This is a genomic window from Streptomyces sp. NPDC007905 (assembly GCF_042959345.1).
Classification (GTDB): domain Bacteria; phylum Actinomycetota; class Actinomycetes; order Streptomycetales; family Streptomycetaceae; genus Streptomyces.
Window position 1 is genome coordinate 1 of record NZ_JBIBKS010000025.1, and the last position, 15088, is coordinate 15088.

Sequence of the window (15088 nt, forward strand, 5' to 3'; positions counted from 1 at the left end):
GTCATCGAGAAGACCCTGGCCACCGCGGCCGAAGAAGGCGTCGGAGACGCGCACCAACTCGAACAACTCCTCGCCCGCGCCGTGGCGAACTGGGCTTTCCGCACCTACCGCCGCAAGCCCCTCATCATCCCCGTCATCATCGACGCCTGAGCCACAGCCCCGCAGCACGGCCGCCGGCTCCGGTCACGGCCCCGCGAGCATCCAGGCCGGGCACAGGCGTCAGCAGCCACCTGAGGAGGCCGGGGTGGCAACGCACGTCACGGCTCGGCCCCGGCCAAGCCGTGACGTGCGTTGCCCGCAAGATCTCTTGGTGGTCGTTCCACTTCTAAGGAAGTGGAACGACTGATCCCTGCCGCCGCGCCGACGGTGGTCCAGCGCACCCGCTTCCGAGCATTGCTCAAAGTCCGAGGCGAACCATCCGCGAGGCACGATCCCCGGCATGCCTTGGCCTTGTGACATGGACGAAAGACATAGAGGCACCCCCCGAAGACACCGGCTTCGAGGCCTGAGTCCGGGCCGCCCCACAGCTGCTCTGCACCTTCCGCCGGCCGCGGGGCCCGTCTGTCGGGGGACAAGCTCGGCGCGGTGGGCGAGCCGGAGTCTCTGAGCTGGGAATAAGAAGGGCTCACCGCGTCCCGCAGGGCACCGCAGGGAAGTTTGACCGGGGAAGGTGCAAGTTCCGGCCGGTCAAGGAGGGGGATCTGAGGGGGTGGCCGACGGCAGATGGAAGTTGAGGGGTGGCACCTCGGTAAGCATGAGGACGCGGCTGTATGTAGCGCCCGGCTTTCATACGGTCCAAAAGCACGCTCTCAAGGCGCACCGCACATGGGTGAGTCCTCCGGGGCCTTGTTCCAGGTCTCCCCAAGGTCGACCCAGTTCGCTCCGCGCCGTGCTTTCCACGCGGAGGAGACCAGTGCTCCCCCGCTGCTACTGCGGACCCAGCTCCTGCCCTTCGGGTCTCGGAACTCCAACCACAGTGATGAAAGCTCTCCATCGGTGACCTGCACAGATGGGAGCGCCTTGCGCATGCTGGCGCGCAAAACGTCATTGAGGATCTTGATCTGTTTGCACGGCTGCAGTACATACAGATCCCACCACATATTCTTTTTCGGCAAGACCAGGCGCATTCGCATCGGGTGCGGGTTGCCGTTCATCACTACCACCGCGGACGTAGTTCGGTAGAAGTCAACCTGCTCAGCGAAGGCTTTCTGGGTCAGTTCAGCCGCTCGCTGGTCCTGCTGATCGCCGCGTTGCTCCTCCCTGTCGGCTCGCTGCTCTGCCCTGACGCCCAGAATCAGCCCCCCGAGTGCCGCAATGACGGTGATCGTCGCACCCACTCCCCTCCCGATCTCCGCCCATGTGGGCGCCGGCACCGTGGGGTCAGCGGGAGCGTCGTCGTCATGGGTGGCGCTTGCCTGATTTTGAGATGCCGTATTCGCAGGAGCGGCACCGTCGGAAAGAGGCGCAGGAGTGGAGTCGTCGCCGTCCGGCACAGGCTGCCCCCCGCTACTCGCTTCAGCCATACGGCCCAGAATACAAGCATGTGATCCGCCCTGGGGCTCCTGCTCAATTAAGGAGATCGCCGGTCCCACTTGAGTGTCGAACGGTCAAACTTCGCTGTCACAGGGCACCGGACACCGGCCCCTTCAGGCAGATGGTCGCGTCCGCCTTCGGAGATCCTCTTGACGTGGTCGACTTATGGGATCGTCCGTAACGTCGGCCGGTTGCCCACCGCAAACATGGGTGAGGAGCGGCGCAAGCCCGAACGGTGTCGCGGTCAGTAGGTGGCCACGGAGATGGCGATGTAATGCGCGGTGAAGGCTGCCACGGTCAGGGCGTGGAAGACCTCGTGGTAGCCGAACCAGCGGGGTGAGGGGTCGGGCCGCTGTAGGGCGTAGACGACCGCGCCCGCGCTGTAGAGGAGTCCGCCGACAACGATCAGGACGGCTACGGCTGCTCCGCCGGTGTGCAGGAAGTCCGGCAGGTAGCGCACCGGTGCCCACCCCAACGCCAGGTAACACGGGGTGTACAGCCAGCGCGGAGCTCCGACCCACAGGACCCGGAACACGATGCCGGCCAATGCCCCAGTCCATACGATCCACAGCAGCATGGACCGCTGTGCCGGCGGGAGGAGGAGCACGGCCAGGGGGGTGCAGGTGCCGGCGATGATCAGGAAGATGTTGGCGTGGTCGAGTCGTCGTAGAAGAGCCTCGCCCAGTGGTCCCCAGGTGCCACGGTGGTAGACGGCGCTCGTTGCGAACAGCAGCCAGGCGGTGACCGAGTACACGGCGCAGGCCAGGACTGCCTGCGGAGTACGGGCCAGGCAGACGAGTACGACGCCCGCGATCAGTGCGGCGGGGACCATTCCGGCATGGAGCCAGCCACGCAGCCTCGGCTTGATCGGTTCGGCCAGGTCGGCCGCCCGCTCCACCAGAGCGGCAACCGAGTGAGCCTTCTCCCCCGCATGGCCGCCTTGTGATCCGTCGGGTGGCCCGTCTTCACGGCGCTCTCCACGCGCTGCGGCGACGTGACCGTATTCGACTTCAGCGGCATCACGGGACACTGCTTCTCGTCCTCCCTCGGGCAACTGGGCGTCACGGGCAGCAATGCGGCCATGCTAAAAGGACCTCACTCCGACAGCATCTTGGGAGGTCGTTCGAGAACCCCAGGGCCACGTCGCCGGGCATCGGCTGGTTCGCCACCGTGTGAACTCCAGCCCCGTTGACGCTGCCGCCGATGGGGCGTGCCCAGGCCGAGTAGATCGGCTGGTGAGGGGAACGATCAGAGCTTACGAACGGGCATCTCCGCTCGCCTACGCGCAAGGATCGCCGATGCTTCCTGAGGTCCGCCCATACGTATCCCCCGCCCTGGCACACCAGTTGGAACATCAGTTGGGTCTGGCTTCGCGTCTCGAAGCTGCCCGTCTCGATGTGGAGGGCGTCGCCGGCATCGCAGTCGTCGCAGCCGCCCACTCCGATGGCTATGCGGCCACCGGCCATCTCCTCGGGCTGCTGGCCGCGCTGCCCGCCCCTACCGAGGCAGGAGAACGCTTCTGGTCGGACCTGTGGAGGTCTTCGGGCACCGCGTACCTGCTACCCGTCAACATCAAGGCGCTGGTGCTGCGTTCCCTGGCAGGGGAGGGAACCGCCCTGGCCAGGCAGATCCTCTCGGCCGTCGATGAGATGACTCCGCCCCAGCGCGTCGCGGCCGGGGAGGTGATCGGTCAAGCCCTCGCCGAGTCCGACCATTTTCCCGACCTAAAGACACAGGTCATCGGAGAGTTGTGGCTCCGGGATCTGGAGCTCACCGCCTGGCGCGTTCTGCATGCGGACCGCAGATGGGACGATCCGGTCGGACAGCAGGCTTTCGTCGACGCCTGGACGGGCGCCTGAGCGCCTGCTGCTCCGAGCTGCGCGAACAGACGCGCAGGGCATGCGGCGCCCGAGCCGACGGCGCTTGAAGCGACCGAGGTCAGGAACTTCCGGGCCGAGGCCGCAACCGACCCCGTCCCTCGACAGATCAGGGGCCGCGCAGTGGTGACAGCGCGGCCCCTGATCCTGTGCACGCCCGGCACGAGAACAGGCGCCATCGTCCGGGTGGGTGACTCAGCCCGCATGGGCGGCGGTCACCGGACGCGGTGTCCGATCCCTGGGGCGGGCTGCGCGGTCAGGCCGGGTTGATGTTCTCGGCCTGCGGGCCCTTCTGGCCCTGGGTGACGTCGAACGTCACGATCTGGCCCTCCTGGAGCTCACGAAATCCCGAGGAGTTGATCGCAGAGTAGTGCGCGAAGACATCCGGGCCGCCGCCGTCCTGGGCGATGAAACCGAAGCCCTTCTCCGCGTTGAACCACTTCACAGTTCCCGTTGCCATGTCTCATGCCTTCCAGTCGATGAACGCCTCCCACTCCATGTGGCAGGCGGAGGTGATCGCCCTGGTCCCTGCGGCACAGCACAGCAAAACGCCCACACCGAAGGCGCGGGCAAGGGGGAAATCCGAACCACGACATCTGACACAGACGCTACACGCCCCCACACCGCGTCACCACAGGAAACGATCCCGCCGCACACCGAGACCGTGCGTGACGTGCCCGCCGACGCGGACGGGCAGCTCATCCCCCTTTCGCAGGGACAGGTCCGGCACTGCCGGACCTGTCCCTGCGGCCAGGTGAACGAGTTCCGTAGGGAAGAACGCCGTGCGGCCTGATGCCGGACCGTCACGGCCGTCCACATATTGGAATCGCACAACAGGTCCGCAGAGACCGATTCGGAAATATCTTCGTACTCGAGTCCGAGGTATCACCGGTAATTGTCCAATGAATACCGAAGCCGCACTCGGGTATTTTCGAGCCGGGGACCGAACGGGATCGGGCCGAATGGGATGGATTGTCGGAGTTCAGCTTTGGATACGGCAGGCGTCGAGCAGTCCCTCGATCTCAGGGCTGGTTTCCTCACGGCGTACGAGGAGCATCGTGTTGATCTCCATGCCTTGTTCGGCGAAGGGCCGGAAGGCCACGTACTTGCTGTTCAGGAGTCGCGCGTGGGAGGCGTACAGAACGGTCCAACTCGGCGCCGAGGCGCCGATGGAGGCCAGCGTCTCGTCCAGGGTGGTGGACGAGGGCGGGCCGGGCACCGGGGTGAACCCGGTGGCGGCGCAGGCCCCGACGACGAGGTCGACGAGCACCGGGTTGCTGCGGCGCGGGAGCAGGCGCAGCGGCACATGTTCCAGGTCGCGCAGGGCGATCTCCTTCCGAGCGGCCAGCGGGTGACTCGCCGGCAGGGCCACCACCAGGGGCTCGCGCCACAGGTCGATGCAACGCACCGCGGGATGACCCGGTTCCGGGTCGTGGGTGAACGCGGCATCCAGGCGACCGCTTGCGACGCTCTCCACGCGGGCGTCGGCCGAGGTGGCGATGAGGTCGACGACGGCTTCGGGCAGACGTGTGGCGAGGTTGTTGAGGACCCGGTGCAGATTGTCACCGAGGCCGGAACAGGTGCCCAGGCGCAGCGCGGGACGCTGTTTCGCCCCTTCGCCCAGGGCGACTTGGCGAGCCTGGTCGGCGGCGGCGAGTACGGCCCGGGCCTCGGGCAGGAAACGTTCGCCGGCCTTGGTCAGCCGGACACGCCTGGGCGAGCGGTCGAACAGTTCGACGTGTAAGGCCCGTTCGAGCCTTCTTATCTGCTGGCTGACTGCGGGCTGGCCGACGAACAGGCGGCGCGCCGCGCGACCGAAGTGTTCTTCTTCGGCAACTGCCACGAAATACTGTAGCTGTCGCAATTCCACAATTCTTTTTCCCCCGTGTCGTTGGCCGCATCGACTACCTTGCGGTCATTCCGGACACGCCCATCACGAGCGATGCGGCAATGGCGCTCACCTGGAATGGTCTCACGCGGTAGCTTCCGTTCCGTAAAGCCTTGACCAACCTTCTGTAATGTGACCGACCCGTACCGTCACTCAAGTCGTCCAATTCGGACAGTGTTGAGTGGCACGCACCACACTCCGTGCACCGATCACTGATCCTGATTGCCGCCATTCCCGATCACGCCTTGTTCCGGCCCGCGGGTCCCGGCACCGTTGAGGACGCAGGGCCGTGGGGCGCACGCAGTCCCCGGTCCGCCGCGGATCCGTCCGCGCTACGGGGTGTTGAGAGGAGAACTGCCGATGCGTGCCTTCATTCCCACCGGTTCCGCCACGGACCCGGTCGCCTTCGCAGACGTCGACGAGCCGGCGCCGGCCGCCGACGAGGCGGTGGTCGAGGTCGAGGCGTACGGGGTCAACCGCGGCGAGATCATGCGGCTGCACCGGCCCAAGCCCGGCTGGCGGCCGGGCAAGGACATCGCCGGTGTCGTCGTGCGCGCCGCGTCCGACGGCTCCGGACCCGCCGAAGGTGCCCGCGTCGTCGGCCATCCCCCGCACAGCGGCTGGGCCGAGCGGGTCGCGGTACGCACCGCCTCCCTCGTCGAACTGCCCGCGGGCCTTCCGGCCACGCAGGCCGCCGCCCTCCCGCTGGCAGGTCTGAGCGCACTGCGGCTGCTGCGCACCGCGGGCTCGGTCGCCGGCCTGCGGGTGCTGCTCACCGGCGCATCCGGTGGCGTCGGCCACTACGCCACCGAGCTGTTCACGGCCGCCGGCGCCGAGATCACCGCCGTGACCGCCACCCCGGAACGGGGCGAACGGCTGCGGGCGCTCGGTGCGCACGCGGTGGTCCAGGACGTGGCCGACGCCGAGGGGCGGTTCGATCTGGCGCTGGAGTCGGTGGGCGGTGCCTCCACCCGTACGGCGCTCGGCAAGTTGCGCAGGCGGGGTCGGCTCATCTGGTTCGGCGGTGCCTCCCGCGAGCCGCTGACGCTGGCCTTCTTCGACTTCTTCAACGGCCCCGAGTCCGGTTCCATCCAGCACTTCTCGTACACGGACTCGGACGTCCCGGACGGACAGGACCTGGCCACCCTGGTGCGCCTGGTGGCCGAGGGACGGCTGCACCCGGAGATCGGGCGGCAGGAGGACTGGAAGGCGACCGGGCAGGTCGTGCAGGACGTGCGCGAGCGGCGGGTGCGCGGCAAGGCCGTGCTGACCGTGGGAGATCGCGCGTGAAGACGCTCACCGTGGGAGACAGGCGCCTGAGTCTGTCGCAGACGGTGCCGTGCTCGGTGGCGCACCGGCGGGCAGTGGCCGAGGTGTTCGTGACCGACTCGGCGCGGTTGGCCGAGGACACCGCGGCGTTCGCCTTCCAGGTGCCTCGCGCGCACAGCCTGTGGGGCGACCGACTGCTGCCGTACCACGACCCGTTCGGGGTCGGGGAGGCCGCCCGGCAGGCCGCGTTCGTGTTGTTCCACGAGCACTTGGACGTGCCGGTCGGTGTGCCGTTCAGCATGCAGCGCTGGGATCTGCGCGTCACCGACCTGGAGCGGCTGCGGGACAACGAACGTGCCCCGCTGGAGGGCGTGCTCACCTACCGGATCACCCGCAGGCGTATGAACGGGGCACTGGGCAGCCTGACCATCGAGGGCGCGCTCGACGTCGACGGCGCCACCGCCGTCACGGTCGCCTCCGACGTCGTGTTCACCGCCCGCGCCGACTACGAGGCGCTGCGCGCCTACCAGCGCGGCCGCAAACCCCTGCAGCCGGATGCCCCGCGGGTCACCCCGTACGCCGCCGAGGCCGTGGGCCGCTCGGACCGCCGGAATGTGGTCATCGGCCCGGCCCCTGAGCCGGCCGCCGAGTCCGGTTCGGCCCGGCACCGACTCGTCGTCGACTTCTCCCACCCCGCGTTCTTCGACCACTCCTACGACCACGTACCGGGCCCGCTGATGAACGAGGCCCTGCGCCAGGCGGCCCTGGTGACGGCCCATCAGGAGGGCGCACTTTCCTCCCCGGTGGCCTCGGTCGTCCGGCTCGACGCCTCCTTCCGGGACTTCGCCGAGTTCGAGGGCCCCCTGGAGTACACCACTCGGCTGCGCGGCACCGAGGCGAACGGCGAGGTGCTCCTCGCCCAGGAGATCGCCCAGTTCGGCACCGTCATCGCCACCGCCGAGACCGCCCTGCGGCCCTGACGCCCCTCTCCACCGCCAAGACCACCCTGCGGCCCCGACACCCCTCTCCACCGCCGAGACCGCCGCGGCCCCGACGCCGCTCTCTCCCCGCCCGCGCCCACCCGACCAGGTGCGCCCACGGGCCTCCTCAGCCTGCCCTCACGAAAGGAGACGGCTCCATGAGTGCTGCCGTCGTCGATCTGGTCGCCTGCGATTTCGCGGGCGTGCTGACCGAACCCCTGCCGGAGACCTTCAAACGGTTCGCGGACCGCGCCGGCATCACCGTGCCGCAGTTCGTCGACGCCATGCGGGAGGTCACCGAGCTCTCCGGGCTGCCCGGCCACGACGTCATCAGCCTCGGCCACTGGACCGAGGCCCGCTGGGGCGGTCACCTCGCCGACGCGCTGGAGCGCCGCACCGGCCACAGACTCGACCTTTCGGCCTTCGGTGCCGACTGGTGGTTCCCGGGCCGGGCCCGCAACGACGAGTTCCTCGCCTATCTCGCCACCCTTCGCGAGGAGGGTGTGCGGCTGGCGATGATCACCAACAACGTCAAGGAGTGGGAGCCCAGTTGGCGGGCGATGATCCCGGAGACCGACGAGCTGTTCGAGATCGTGACCAACAGCTGTGAAGTCGGCTTCGTCAAGCCCGACGTCAGGATCTTCGACCTGACCGCCGAACGTCTCGGCGTCTCCCCCGAGCGCTGCGTGATGGTGGACGACCTCGCCGAGAACGGCACCGGCGCCTCGGCGGCCGGCTGGCGCGCGGTGCAGTTCACCGAGACCGCCGAGGTCATCGCTCAGCTCGACGCCCTGCTCGGCCGCCCGACCGCGGTCTGACCCCGCCCGCTCCCACCAGGAAGGCCGAGACCTTGCGCTTCACCGCCGAACTCTCCCTCTGCGGGACGACCGTGTGGGCACCCGACACCGTCGAGCGCCCCGCAGTCGCCCTCGCCGACGGCCGGCTCACCCAGGAGGCCGTCGACGAACTCGACCTGGAGTACGTGCCGGTCGCCCCCGCGGACCTTTCCCCCGCCGACATGGCGGTACGCGCCGCCCGCCGGGCCCTGAGCCTGTCCGGCACCCCGGGAGGGGACATCGGGCTGCTGCTGCACTGCTGCATCTGGCACCAGGGCTACGACATGTGGAGCGCCCCGCACTTCATCGCCAACGAGATCGGCGCCCGGTCGGTACTGCCGGCGACCATGTCCCAGGGCTGCAACGCGGTGATGCCGGCGCTCGAACTCGCCGCCTCCCGGCTGCTCGCCGACGACTCCCTCGAGGCCGCGATGATCACCGCAGCGGACCGGTTCGTCCTGCCCGGCTTCGACCGCTGGACCGGCAGCTACGCCTGCGCCCACGGGGACGCAGCCACCGCGACGGTCATCAAGCGGGGGGCGCACCCCGGCCAGGGCCTGCTGCTGCGTTCGGTACGCAGCGTGGCGGTGCCGGAGCTGGAGGAGATGAACCGGGCCGGTCTCGAGCTGACCCCGGCACCGCGCTGGAACATGGAGAACCTGGACCTGCGTGGCACCAAGAAGGCGTACCTGCAAAAGCACGGCTTCGAGACCTTCGAGAAGCTGGCCAAGGGTGCCATCGTCAGCGCGCTCGAGGGCGCCTTCGCGGACGCGGACGTCGATCCCGCCGATCCGCGAGTGAAGGCCGTGACCATGCCGCGGATGAGCCGGAAGATCGTGCGCGGCACGTACTTCCCGGTCATCGCCGAGGTCACCCCGGCACCGCCGCTGGGCCTGGCCCGGCACACCGGCCACCTCTCCTGCAGCGACATCCTCGCCAACATCGCCGACATGTCCGAGCCGGCCGGCGGCCCCCTGACCGCGCCCGGCGACATCGGCGTGGTCGTCAACGCCGGCGGCGGCTACACCTGGAGCGCCCTCGTCCTCGAAGTCCCCGGCGCCTGACCGCCACCACGTACAAGGAGGTACCGAAGTGGCAAGCCGGCTGCCCGTACTGGTCGTCGGGGCAGGTCCCGTCGGCATGGTCGTCGCGTCCGAACTGCTCCAACAGCAGGTCCCGGTCCGGATCATCGACGCCGACCGCGCACACTCCAACCATTCGCGGGCCACCAGCCTGTGGCCGCGGATCCTGGAGATCCTGGGCCGCACCGGGGTCAGCGACGAGCTGATCTGCCTCGGTCACCGAGTCGACCGGGTGCACTACTACTCCGCCGGCCGTCATCTGGGCGCGGCCCGCCTCGACCGGCTGGAGAACACCCCGTACCCGTTCGGCCTGGCGCTGCCCCAGAGCGTCACCGAGGACGTGCTGGAGCGGCGGCTGACCGAGCTCGGCGGCAAGGTGGAACGTGGCCTGCGGCTGACCGGGCTGCTGCAGGACGGCGACACCGTCCAGGCGCGGGTGACCCTGCCGGACGGTTGCACCGAGGACATCGAGGCGGCCTGGGTGGTGGGCGCGGACGGCTCGCACAGCGCGGTGCGCGACCTGCTCGGCATCGCCTTCGACGGGCCGTCGCTGCGCCTGGACTTCGCGATCGGCGACGCCACCATCGACGGCCGTACCCCCGAGCACATGGTCGGCTACTGCTGGAGCCCGGCCGGCAACCTGGCGCTCGCCGCCCTCGGCGAGCGCGCCTTCAGGGTCGCCGTCCGGATCACCGAGCAGGAACGGCAGCAGCGCTACGGCACCGAGTACTTCGAGCGGGTACTGCACGAGAGGGGCCCACGCGGCTCGTTCACGGTCAGCGACGTCCGCTTCAGCACCACCTTCACGGCGGCCATCCGTTCCGCCGCCCGCTATCGCGTCGGCCGCTGTTTTCTCGCGGGGGACGCCGCGCACGTGATGAGCCCCGCGGGCGGCCAGGGCATGAACACCGGCATCCAGGACGGCGTCAACCTGGCCTGGAAGCTGGCCGGTGTGATGACCGGCCGCTTCCCCGACGCCCTTCTCGACAGTTACGAATCGGAGCGCCGGCGGGCCGCCACCAGCGTCGCCCAGGGCACCGCGCGGCAGGCGGCGCTCGGCAACCTGACCCGGCGGGGCGACGTGCTCCGCCGCGACCTGAACATCCGCCTGGGCTCGCTCACCGGCCGACTGCGCCGCGAGGTCGCCCCCACCCTCGGCCAGCTGAACGTCAGTTACAGCCCCCTCGGCGTCTCCTCCGCCGCCGGCCGGATCGCCCCCGGCGACCGGGTGCCCGCGCTGCCGGGCCGCGACCTGCCCGGCTGGGCCGAACTCGACGTCGCCCGCTTCACCGTGCTGGCCTGGGAGTCCGACGCACCGCCCGCCGAGGAGGCGGTGCCGGCCGGACTCCACCGGGTCGCCACCCGCGCGGCCGACGCGCCGCAGCTTGCGAAGGCCCTCGGCGACACCCCCGTACTGGCGCTGATCCGTCCCGACGGACATCTCGCAGCGCTCGTCGACCCGGCGCGTCCCGACGCGCTGGCCGACGCCTACGCCCACGCCCTCGGCGAGGGCGGTTTCCCGGAGCAGGACCCCAAGACGGAAGGCAGGAAGGGCTCATGACGCCCGAACAGGTACACGGCCGACGATGGCTGATCCTGGTGCTGATGGCGGTGTGCGTCGTCATCGGCACCATGGACAACACCATCCTGACGGTGGCACTGGCCCAGATCCAGCAGCAGCTCGGGGCCTCCAACTCACAGCTCCAGTGGGGGATGGACTCCTACACCGTGGTCTTCGCGGCCCTCCTGTTCACGGCGGGCCTGCTGGGCGACCGCTACGGCCGCAAGAAGGTCCTCGTGCTCGGCCTCGCCGTCTTCGGTGCGGCCTCGCTGTACGCGGCCTACGCGTCCTCGCCGACCGAACTGATCGTCGGTCGCGCCCTGATGGGCATCGGCGTCGCGGTGGTCCCGGGCGGCACCCTGTCCATCCTGCTCAACGTCTTCCCGGCCGAGGAGCGGGCGAAGGCGATCGGCCGCTGGTCGGTGGCCGGCGGTCTGGCGATGGCCCTCGGGCCGCTGCTCGGCGGCGCGCTGCTGCAGTGGTTCTGGTGGGGTTCGGCCCTGCTGATCAACGTCCCCTTGTGCATCGTCGTGATCCCGCTCATCGGGATGTACGTCCCCGAGAACAAGAGCCCCGACCCGGGCCGCCTTGACCTCGCCGGGCTGCTGCTGTCGATCGTCGGCATGGGCCTGCTGGTGTACGGCATCATCCGCGGCGGCGAGGACAACGACTGGGTGGCCGGCGGGGTGCTCGGCCCGATCGTGGGCGGGGTGCTGGTGATCGCGGTGCTCGCGCTGGTCGAGCGCCGGGTGCAGACCCCGGCCCTGGACCTGGACCTGTTCCGGCGGCCGCTGTTCCTGGTCGGTTCGATCGCGCTGTCGCTCGCCATGTTCGCGGTGATGGGCGGCGGTTACGTACTCTCCTTCTACAACCAGGTGCTGCGCGGCTACTCGGCCTTCGAGGCCGGCCTGCTGATGGTGCCGGTGGCGCTGGGTCTGATGTACGCGGCCGCCAACAGCGCCTCCTGGGCCCAGAGGTTCGGGCCGGCCCGGGTGATCTCCACGGGGCTGCTGCTCACCTCGCTGCCGCTGGTCTACTACGCCACCCTCGACGCGGACTCCTGGGTCGGCCTGATCGCCTTCGCCCAGCTCGTCTTCGGCTTCGGCATGGGCCTGGTGATGGCGACCGCCCCGGCCGTGTGCATGTCGGTGGTACCGCCCGCGAAGGCAGGTGCCGGTGCGGCCGTACCGAACGTGATGCGCCAGGTCGGCGCCGCTGTCGGCATCGCGGTGACCGGCGCGGTGCTGGGCTCGGTCTACCAGGGCCAGATCTCCCCGTCCCTGCAGGACCTGCCGGCGAGCACCCGGCACGACGCCGGGGGCTCCCTGGGCGCCACCGCCGCCGCGATCAAGGACGCCCTGCGGCAGCACGGCACGGTCGCCGAGCGGGCCCGCCGGCTCACCGACACATCGAACGTCTCGGGCCTGAGCGACGCGGTCGGCGACGCCTTCCTCACCGCCCAGCGGGCCGCGATGTGGACAGCCGGCGGTATCGGTCTCGCCGGCGCCGTGGTCGCCCTGATCTGGCTGCCCGGCCCGGCTCACCGCCGTACCGAGGAACCCGCGAGGCCCGCCGGCGGGAAGACCGCGGACGCCTCGGGACCCGACCCGGACCCGGGCGCCCCCGCCGGGCAGGCCGCCGGACAGGAGGAGACGGCCCGCACCTGACAGCGGCCCGCGGATCCGGCCCGTTCCCCTCCCGGGCCGGCCCTTCGGGCAGGATCGCCCTCACGTCGCCCTCCCGGCGCTCTGCCCGCGCCCTCTTGTCACCCACCACTCCTCCCATCCGTCCTGTCCAGGCGCACCGCGCCACCGCGCTGCCGGGTCGCCCGGCGGAAAGGTCACCATGTCGCACTCCACGGGGGCGGCCCCGGCGGGCCGATTCAGTTGCCCACTGCCTCGACCGGACGCGCCGCTGCGGCTGTTCTGCTTCCCGCACTCGGGCGCCGGCCCGACCGCGTTCCGGACCTGGCCCCGGTTGGCCGGCGAGGACGTCGAGGTGCACACCGCGGTGCTGCCGGGGCGCGGGGAGCGCGCGGGCGAACCGCCGGCAACCGACTGGCGGGCGCTTGTCGCCGAGTTCGCCGAGGCGGTGGAACAGGCAGCAGGCGACGGGGCCGATGCGGCGGCCCGAACGGTGCTGTTCGGACAGAGCCTCGGCGCGGTGCTCGCCTTCGAGGTGGCCCGGCTCCTGCGCGCCGCCGGACGGGAACCCGCCCGGCTGGTGGTCGCCGGCCGGGCCGCACCCGATGTCCTCTCCCGGGTGCGGCTGCCCGCGGACGACCGCGCACTGGTGGACCATGTCGCGGCGCGCTACGGCGGCATCCCGGACGCCCTGCGCGCCGAGCCCGAACTCATCGCCTACTTCGCCCGGCCGCTCCGCGCCGACCTGCGACTGGCCGAGCGGTACGCCTACGCCGAAGCCCCACCGCTCTCGGCCGCCGTCGCCGCCTTCGCGGGCGAGGCCGACGACACGATCGGCCCCGGGGAACTGGAGCGCTGGGGTGCCCACACCACCGGCCCGTTCACCTCGCTGCGGCTGCCCGGGGGGCATCTGTGCTCGGAGGGCAACGAGGCCGTCCTGCTCGCCGCGGTACGCGACAGCCACCGCTCCCCGGCCGATGCTCCCTGACCCCGCGCGGGTGCCGTATCCCGCCGCGAGGCCCGACGCCGGCGCCCGGCCGAGTCGAGCCCTCCACCGGCACCCGGGCCGACTCAGGCGCGACGCCGGCACCCGGCCGACTCGAGCGCGACGCCACTCTCCGTGCGGTGACGAGCCGCCCGGACCGACACCCGCACCGACACCCGCACCGACACCCGCACCGACACCCGCACCGACACCGCCGTACCCCGAGGTCACCAGGACGGCCAGGGAGCGGTGACACCCGACCGCCACAGACGCCGGCACCGTCGCGCACCGGCAGGACGGCCGGCCGGGGACCTGACGGCCGCCGAAGACGGCCGGGCGCGTCCTTTCCGACACGCGCCCCCGCCGGTCAGCCGCCGAGGACCGGCGCGGCAACGGGGCGCCGACCCACCGCACACCACGGAACCACGAAGGAACAGCCCGTCATGGAAATCTGCATCCACACCGAACCCACCCAGCGCGGCGCCGACTACAACACCCTGCGGGCGCTGGCCCAGGCCACCGAAGAGGCCGGCTTCGACGGCTTCTTCCGCTCCGACCACTATCTGCAGTTCGGCACCCCGGTGCGGCCGGCCGCCGCCTCGGACGCCTGGATCTCGTTGGCCGGCCTGGCCCGGGACACCGAACGGGTCCGGCTCGGCACCCTGGTCACGCCGGTGACCTTCCGTTCGCCGGTGCAGCTCGCCGTGCACGTGGCCCAGGTGGACCAGATGTCCGGCGGCCGGATCGAGCTCGGCATCGGCGGTGGTTGGTACCAGGCCGAGTTCGAGGCGGCGGCGGTGCCGTTCCCGGCCACCGACCGGATGGCCCGCCTGGAGGAGGCGGCCGACATCATCGCCGGTATCTGGGGCACCGAGCCGGGCGAGACGTTCGGTTACGAGGGCCGCCGCTACCAGGTCAAGGGGGCCCAGGCGGCCGCCGAGACCGTGCAGCGGCCCGGCCCGCCGCTGATCGTGGGCGGTTCCGGCGGCGCCCGTTCGCTCGCGCTGGCCGTACGGCACGCCGCCGAGTACAACGCGCCGTTCATCGCCCCGCAGGAGGCCGCCGACCTGCGTGCCCGGCTCGCCGAGGACGCCGAGGCGGCCGGCCGGGAGACCGCGCCGCGGGTCTCGGTGCTCAACACGGTGTGCTGCGGCAAGGACGATGCTCACATCAGCGCGCGGGCCGACGTGCTCGGCGAGCCGCTGAAGGCGGAGAGCTTCCGCGGCACGCCCGGTCGGCTGGTGGACCTCTTCGGGCAGTACGCCGAGGCCGGCGTGAGCCGGCTGTATCTGCGGATGCTCGACATGGAGGACCTGAGCCACCTGGAGCTGCTGGCCGACGATGTCCTGCCGCAGCTGCGCTGACCGCGCCGCGCCGCGTCCGAGAGAACACGGCGAAGGCGACACCCCACACACTCCGCAATCGAACGGTGAG

At 70.6% G+C, this 15088-nt stretch carries 14 protein-coding genes; 10 read left to right on the forward strand and 4 right to left on the reverse strand.

What is annotated here, in order from left to right; all coding sequences use genetic code 11:
• Window positions 1-150, forward strand: a 150-nt coding sequence (locus ACFZDC_RS33980) for a hypothetical protein (protein ID WP_391330021.1), incomplete at its 5' end; no start/stop codon positions are given.
• A 659-nt stretch (window positions 151-809) separates the two neighbouring features.
• Here ACFZDC_RS33980 and ACFZDC_RS33985 read toward each other — a convergent pair.
• Together ACFZDC_RS33985 and ACFZDC_RS33990 are read right to left on the reverse strand one after the other, a co-directional pair.
• Entirely contained in the window at window positions 810-1523 is a 714-nt protein-coding gene (locus ACFZDC_RS33985; RefSeq protein ID WP_391329882.1) for a hypothetical protein, read from the reverse strand.
• 254 nt (window positions 1524-1777) lie between these two features.
• Window positions 1778-2563, reverse strand: a complete 786-nt coding sequence (locus tag ACFZDC_RS33990) for a hemolysin III family protein (RefSeq protein ID WP_391329884.1) — start codon at window positions 2561-2563, stop codon at window positions 1778-1780.
• A 268-nt stretch (window positions 2564-2831) separates the two neighbouring features.
• On the opposite strand from ACFZDC_RS33990, the gene ACFZDC_RS33995 reads away from it, so the two are divergent.
• The gene (locus ACFZDC_RS33995; protein ID WP_391329886.1) at window positions 2832-3392 is read left to right on the forward strand and encodes a hypothetical protein; all 561 of its coding nucleotides are present in this window, start codon (window positions 2832-2834) and stop codon (window positions 3390-3392) included.
• A gap of 274 nt (window positions 3393-3666) precedes the next feature.
• Here ACFZDC_RS33995 and ACFZDC_RS34000 read toward each other — a convergent pair whose 3' ends face one another.
• Window positions 3667-3870, reverse strand: coding sequence for a cold-shock protein (locus tag ACFZDC_RS34000; protein ID WP_008734837.1), 204 nt, complete (start codon window positions 3868-3870; stop codon window positions 3667-3669).
• 522 nt (window positions 3871-4392) lie between these two features.
• Window positions 4393-5280 carry a LysR substrate-binding domain-containing protein gene (locus ACFZDC_RS34005; protein ID WP_391329888.1) on the reverse strand — a complete coding sequence of 296 codons (888 nt, stop codon included), beginning with the start codon at window positions 5278-5280 and terminating at the stop codon, window positions 4393-4395.
• A 378-nt stretch (window positions 5281-5658) separates the two neighbouring features.
• On the opposite strand from ACFZDC_RS34005, the gene ACFZDC_RS34010 reads away from it, so the two are divergent.
• The 8 genes from ACFZDC_RS34010 (at window position 5659) to ACFZDC_RS34045 (ending at window position 15018) form a co-directional block, all read left to right on the forward strand.
• Window positions 5659-6588 carry a zinc-binding dehydrogenase gene (locus ACFZDC_RS34010; RefSeq protein ID WP_391329890.1) on the forward strand — a complete coding sequence of 310 codons (930 nt, stop codon included), beginning with the start codon at window positions 5659-5661 and terminating at the stop codon, window positions 6586-6588.
• Window positions 6585-7547, forward strand: a complete 963-nt coding sequence (locus ACFZDC_RS34015; RefSeq protein ID WP_391329893.1) for an AfsA-related hotdog domain-containing protein — start codon at window positions 6585-6587, stop codon at window positions 7545-7547. Before ACFZDC_RS34010 ends, ACFZDC_RS34015 begins: the two co-directional genes overlap by 4 nt.
• A gap of 158 nt (window positions 7548-7705) precedes the next feature.
• Window positions 7706-8365 carry an HAD-IA family hydrolase gene (locus tag ACFZDC_RS34020; protein ID WP_391329895.1) on the forward strand — a complete coding sequence of 220 codons (660 nt, stop codon included), beginning with the start codon at window positions 7706-7708 and terminating at the stop codon, window positions 8363-8365.
• Window positions 8366-8397: 32 nt separating this feature from the next.
• Window positions 8398-9447: a ketoacyl-ACP synthase III family protein gene (locus ACFZDC_RS34025; RefSeq protein WP_391329897.1), complete on the forward strand. Its 1050-nt coding sequence runs from the start codon at window positions 8398-8400 to the stop codon at window positions 9445-9447.
• A gap of 28 nt (window positions 9448-9475) precedes the next feature.
• Complete coding sequence (locus ACFZDC_RS34030) at window positions 9476-11026, forward strand: FAD-dependent monooxygenase (RefSeq protein WP_391329899.1); 1551 nt, start codon at window positions 9476-9478, stop codon at window positions 11024-11026.
• On the forward strand, window positions 11023-12693 hold the full coding sequence (locus ACFZDC_RS34035; RefSeq protein WP_391329901.1) for an MFS transporter: 1671 nt from the start codon (window positions 11023-11025) through the stop codon (window positions 12691-12693). The genes ACFZDC_RS34030 and ACFZDC_RS34035 overlap by 4 nt, the downstream gene beginning before the upstream one ends.
• Window positions 12694-12871: 178 nt before the next feature.
• Entirely contained in the window at window positions 12872-13657 is a 786-nt protein-coding gene (locus ACFZDC_RS34040; RefSeq protein WP_391329903.1) for an alpha/beta fold hydrolase, read from the forward strand.
• Window positions 13658-14097: 440 nt separating this feature from the next.
• Window positions 14098-15018: an LLM class flavin-dependent oxidoreductase gene (locus ACFZDC_RS34045; RefSeq protein WP_391329905.1), complete on the forward strand. Its 921-nt coding sequence runs from the start codon at window positions 14098-14100 to the stop codon at window positions 15016-15018.
• Window positions 15019-15088: the final 70 nt, after the last annotated feature.

Excerpts from the sequence above, each read along its gene's own strand:
- ACFZDC_RS33985 (WP_391329882.1), bottom strand. The coding sequence starts at position 1,523 with ATGGCTGAAGCGAGTAGCGGGGGGCAGCCTGTGCCGGACGGCGACGAC.
- ACFZDC_RS33995 (WP_391329886.1), top strand. The coding sequence starts at position 2,832 with ATGCTTCCTGAGGTCCGCCCATACGTATCCCCCGCCCTGGCACACCAG.
- ACFZDC_RS34000 (WP_008734837.1), bottom strand. The coding sequence starts at position 3,870 with ATGGCAACGGGAACTGTGAAGTGGTTCAACGCGGAGAAGGGCTTCGGT.
- ACFZDC_RS34010 (WP_391329890.1), top strand. The coding sequence starts at position 5,659 with ATGCGTGCCTTCATTCCCACCGGTTCCGCCACGGACCCGGTCGCCTTC.
- ACFZDC_RS34020 (WP_391329895.1), top strand. The coding sequence starts at position 7,706 with ATGAGTGCTGCCGTCGTCGATCTGGTCGCCTGCGATTTCGCGGGCGTG.
- ACFZDC_RS34035 (WP_391329901.1), top strand. The coding sequence starts at position 11,023 with ATGACGCCCGAACAGGTACACGGCCGACGATGGCTGATCCTGGTGCTG.
- ACFZDC_RS34040 (WP_391329903.1), top strand. The coding sequence starts at position 12,872 with ATGTCGCACTCCACGGGGGCGGCCCCGGCGGGCCGATTCAGTTGCCCA.
- ACFZDC_RS34045 (WP_391329905.1), top strand. The coding sequence starts at position 14,098 with ATGGAAATCTGCATCCACACCGAACCCACCCAGCGCGGCGCCGACTAC.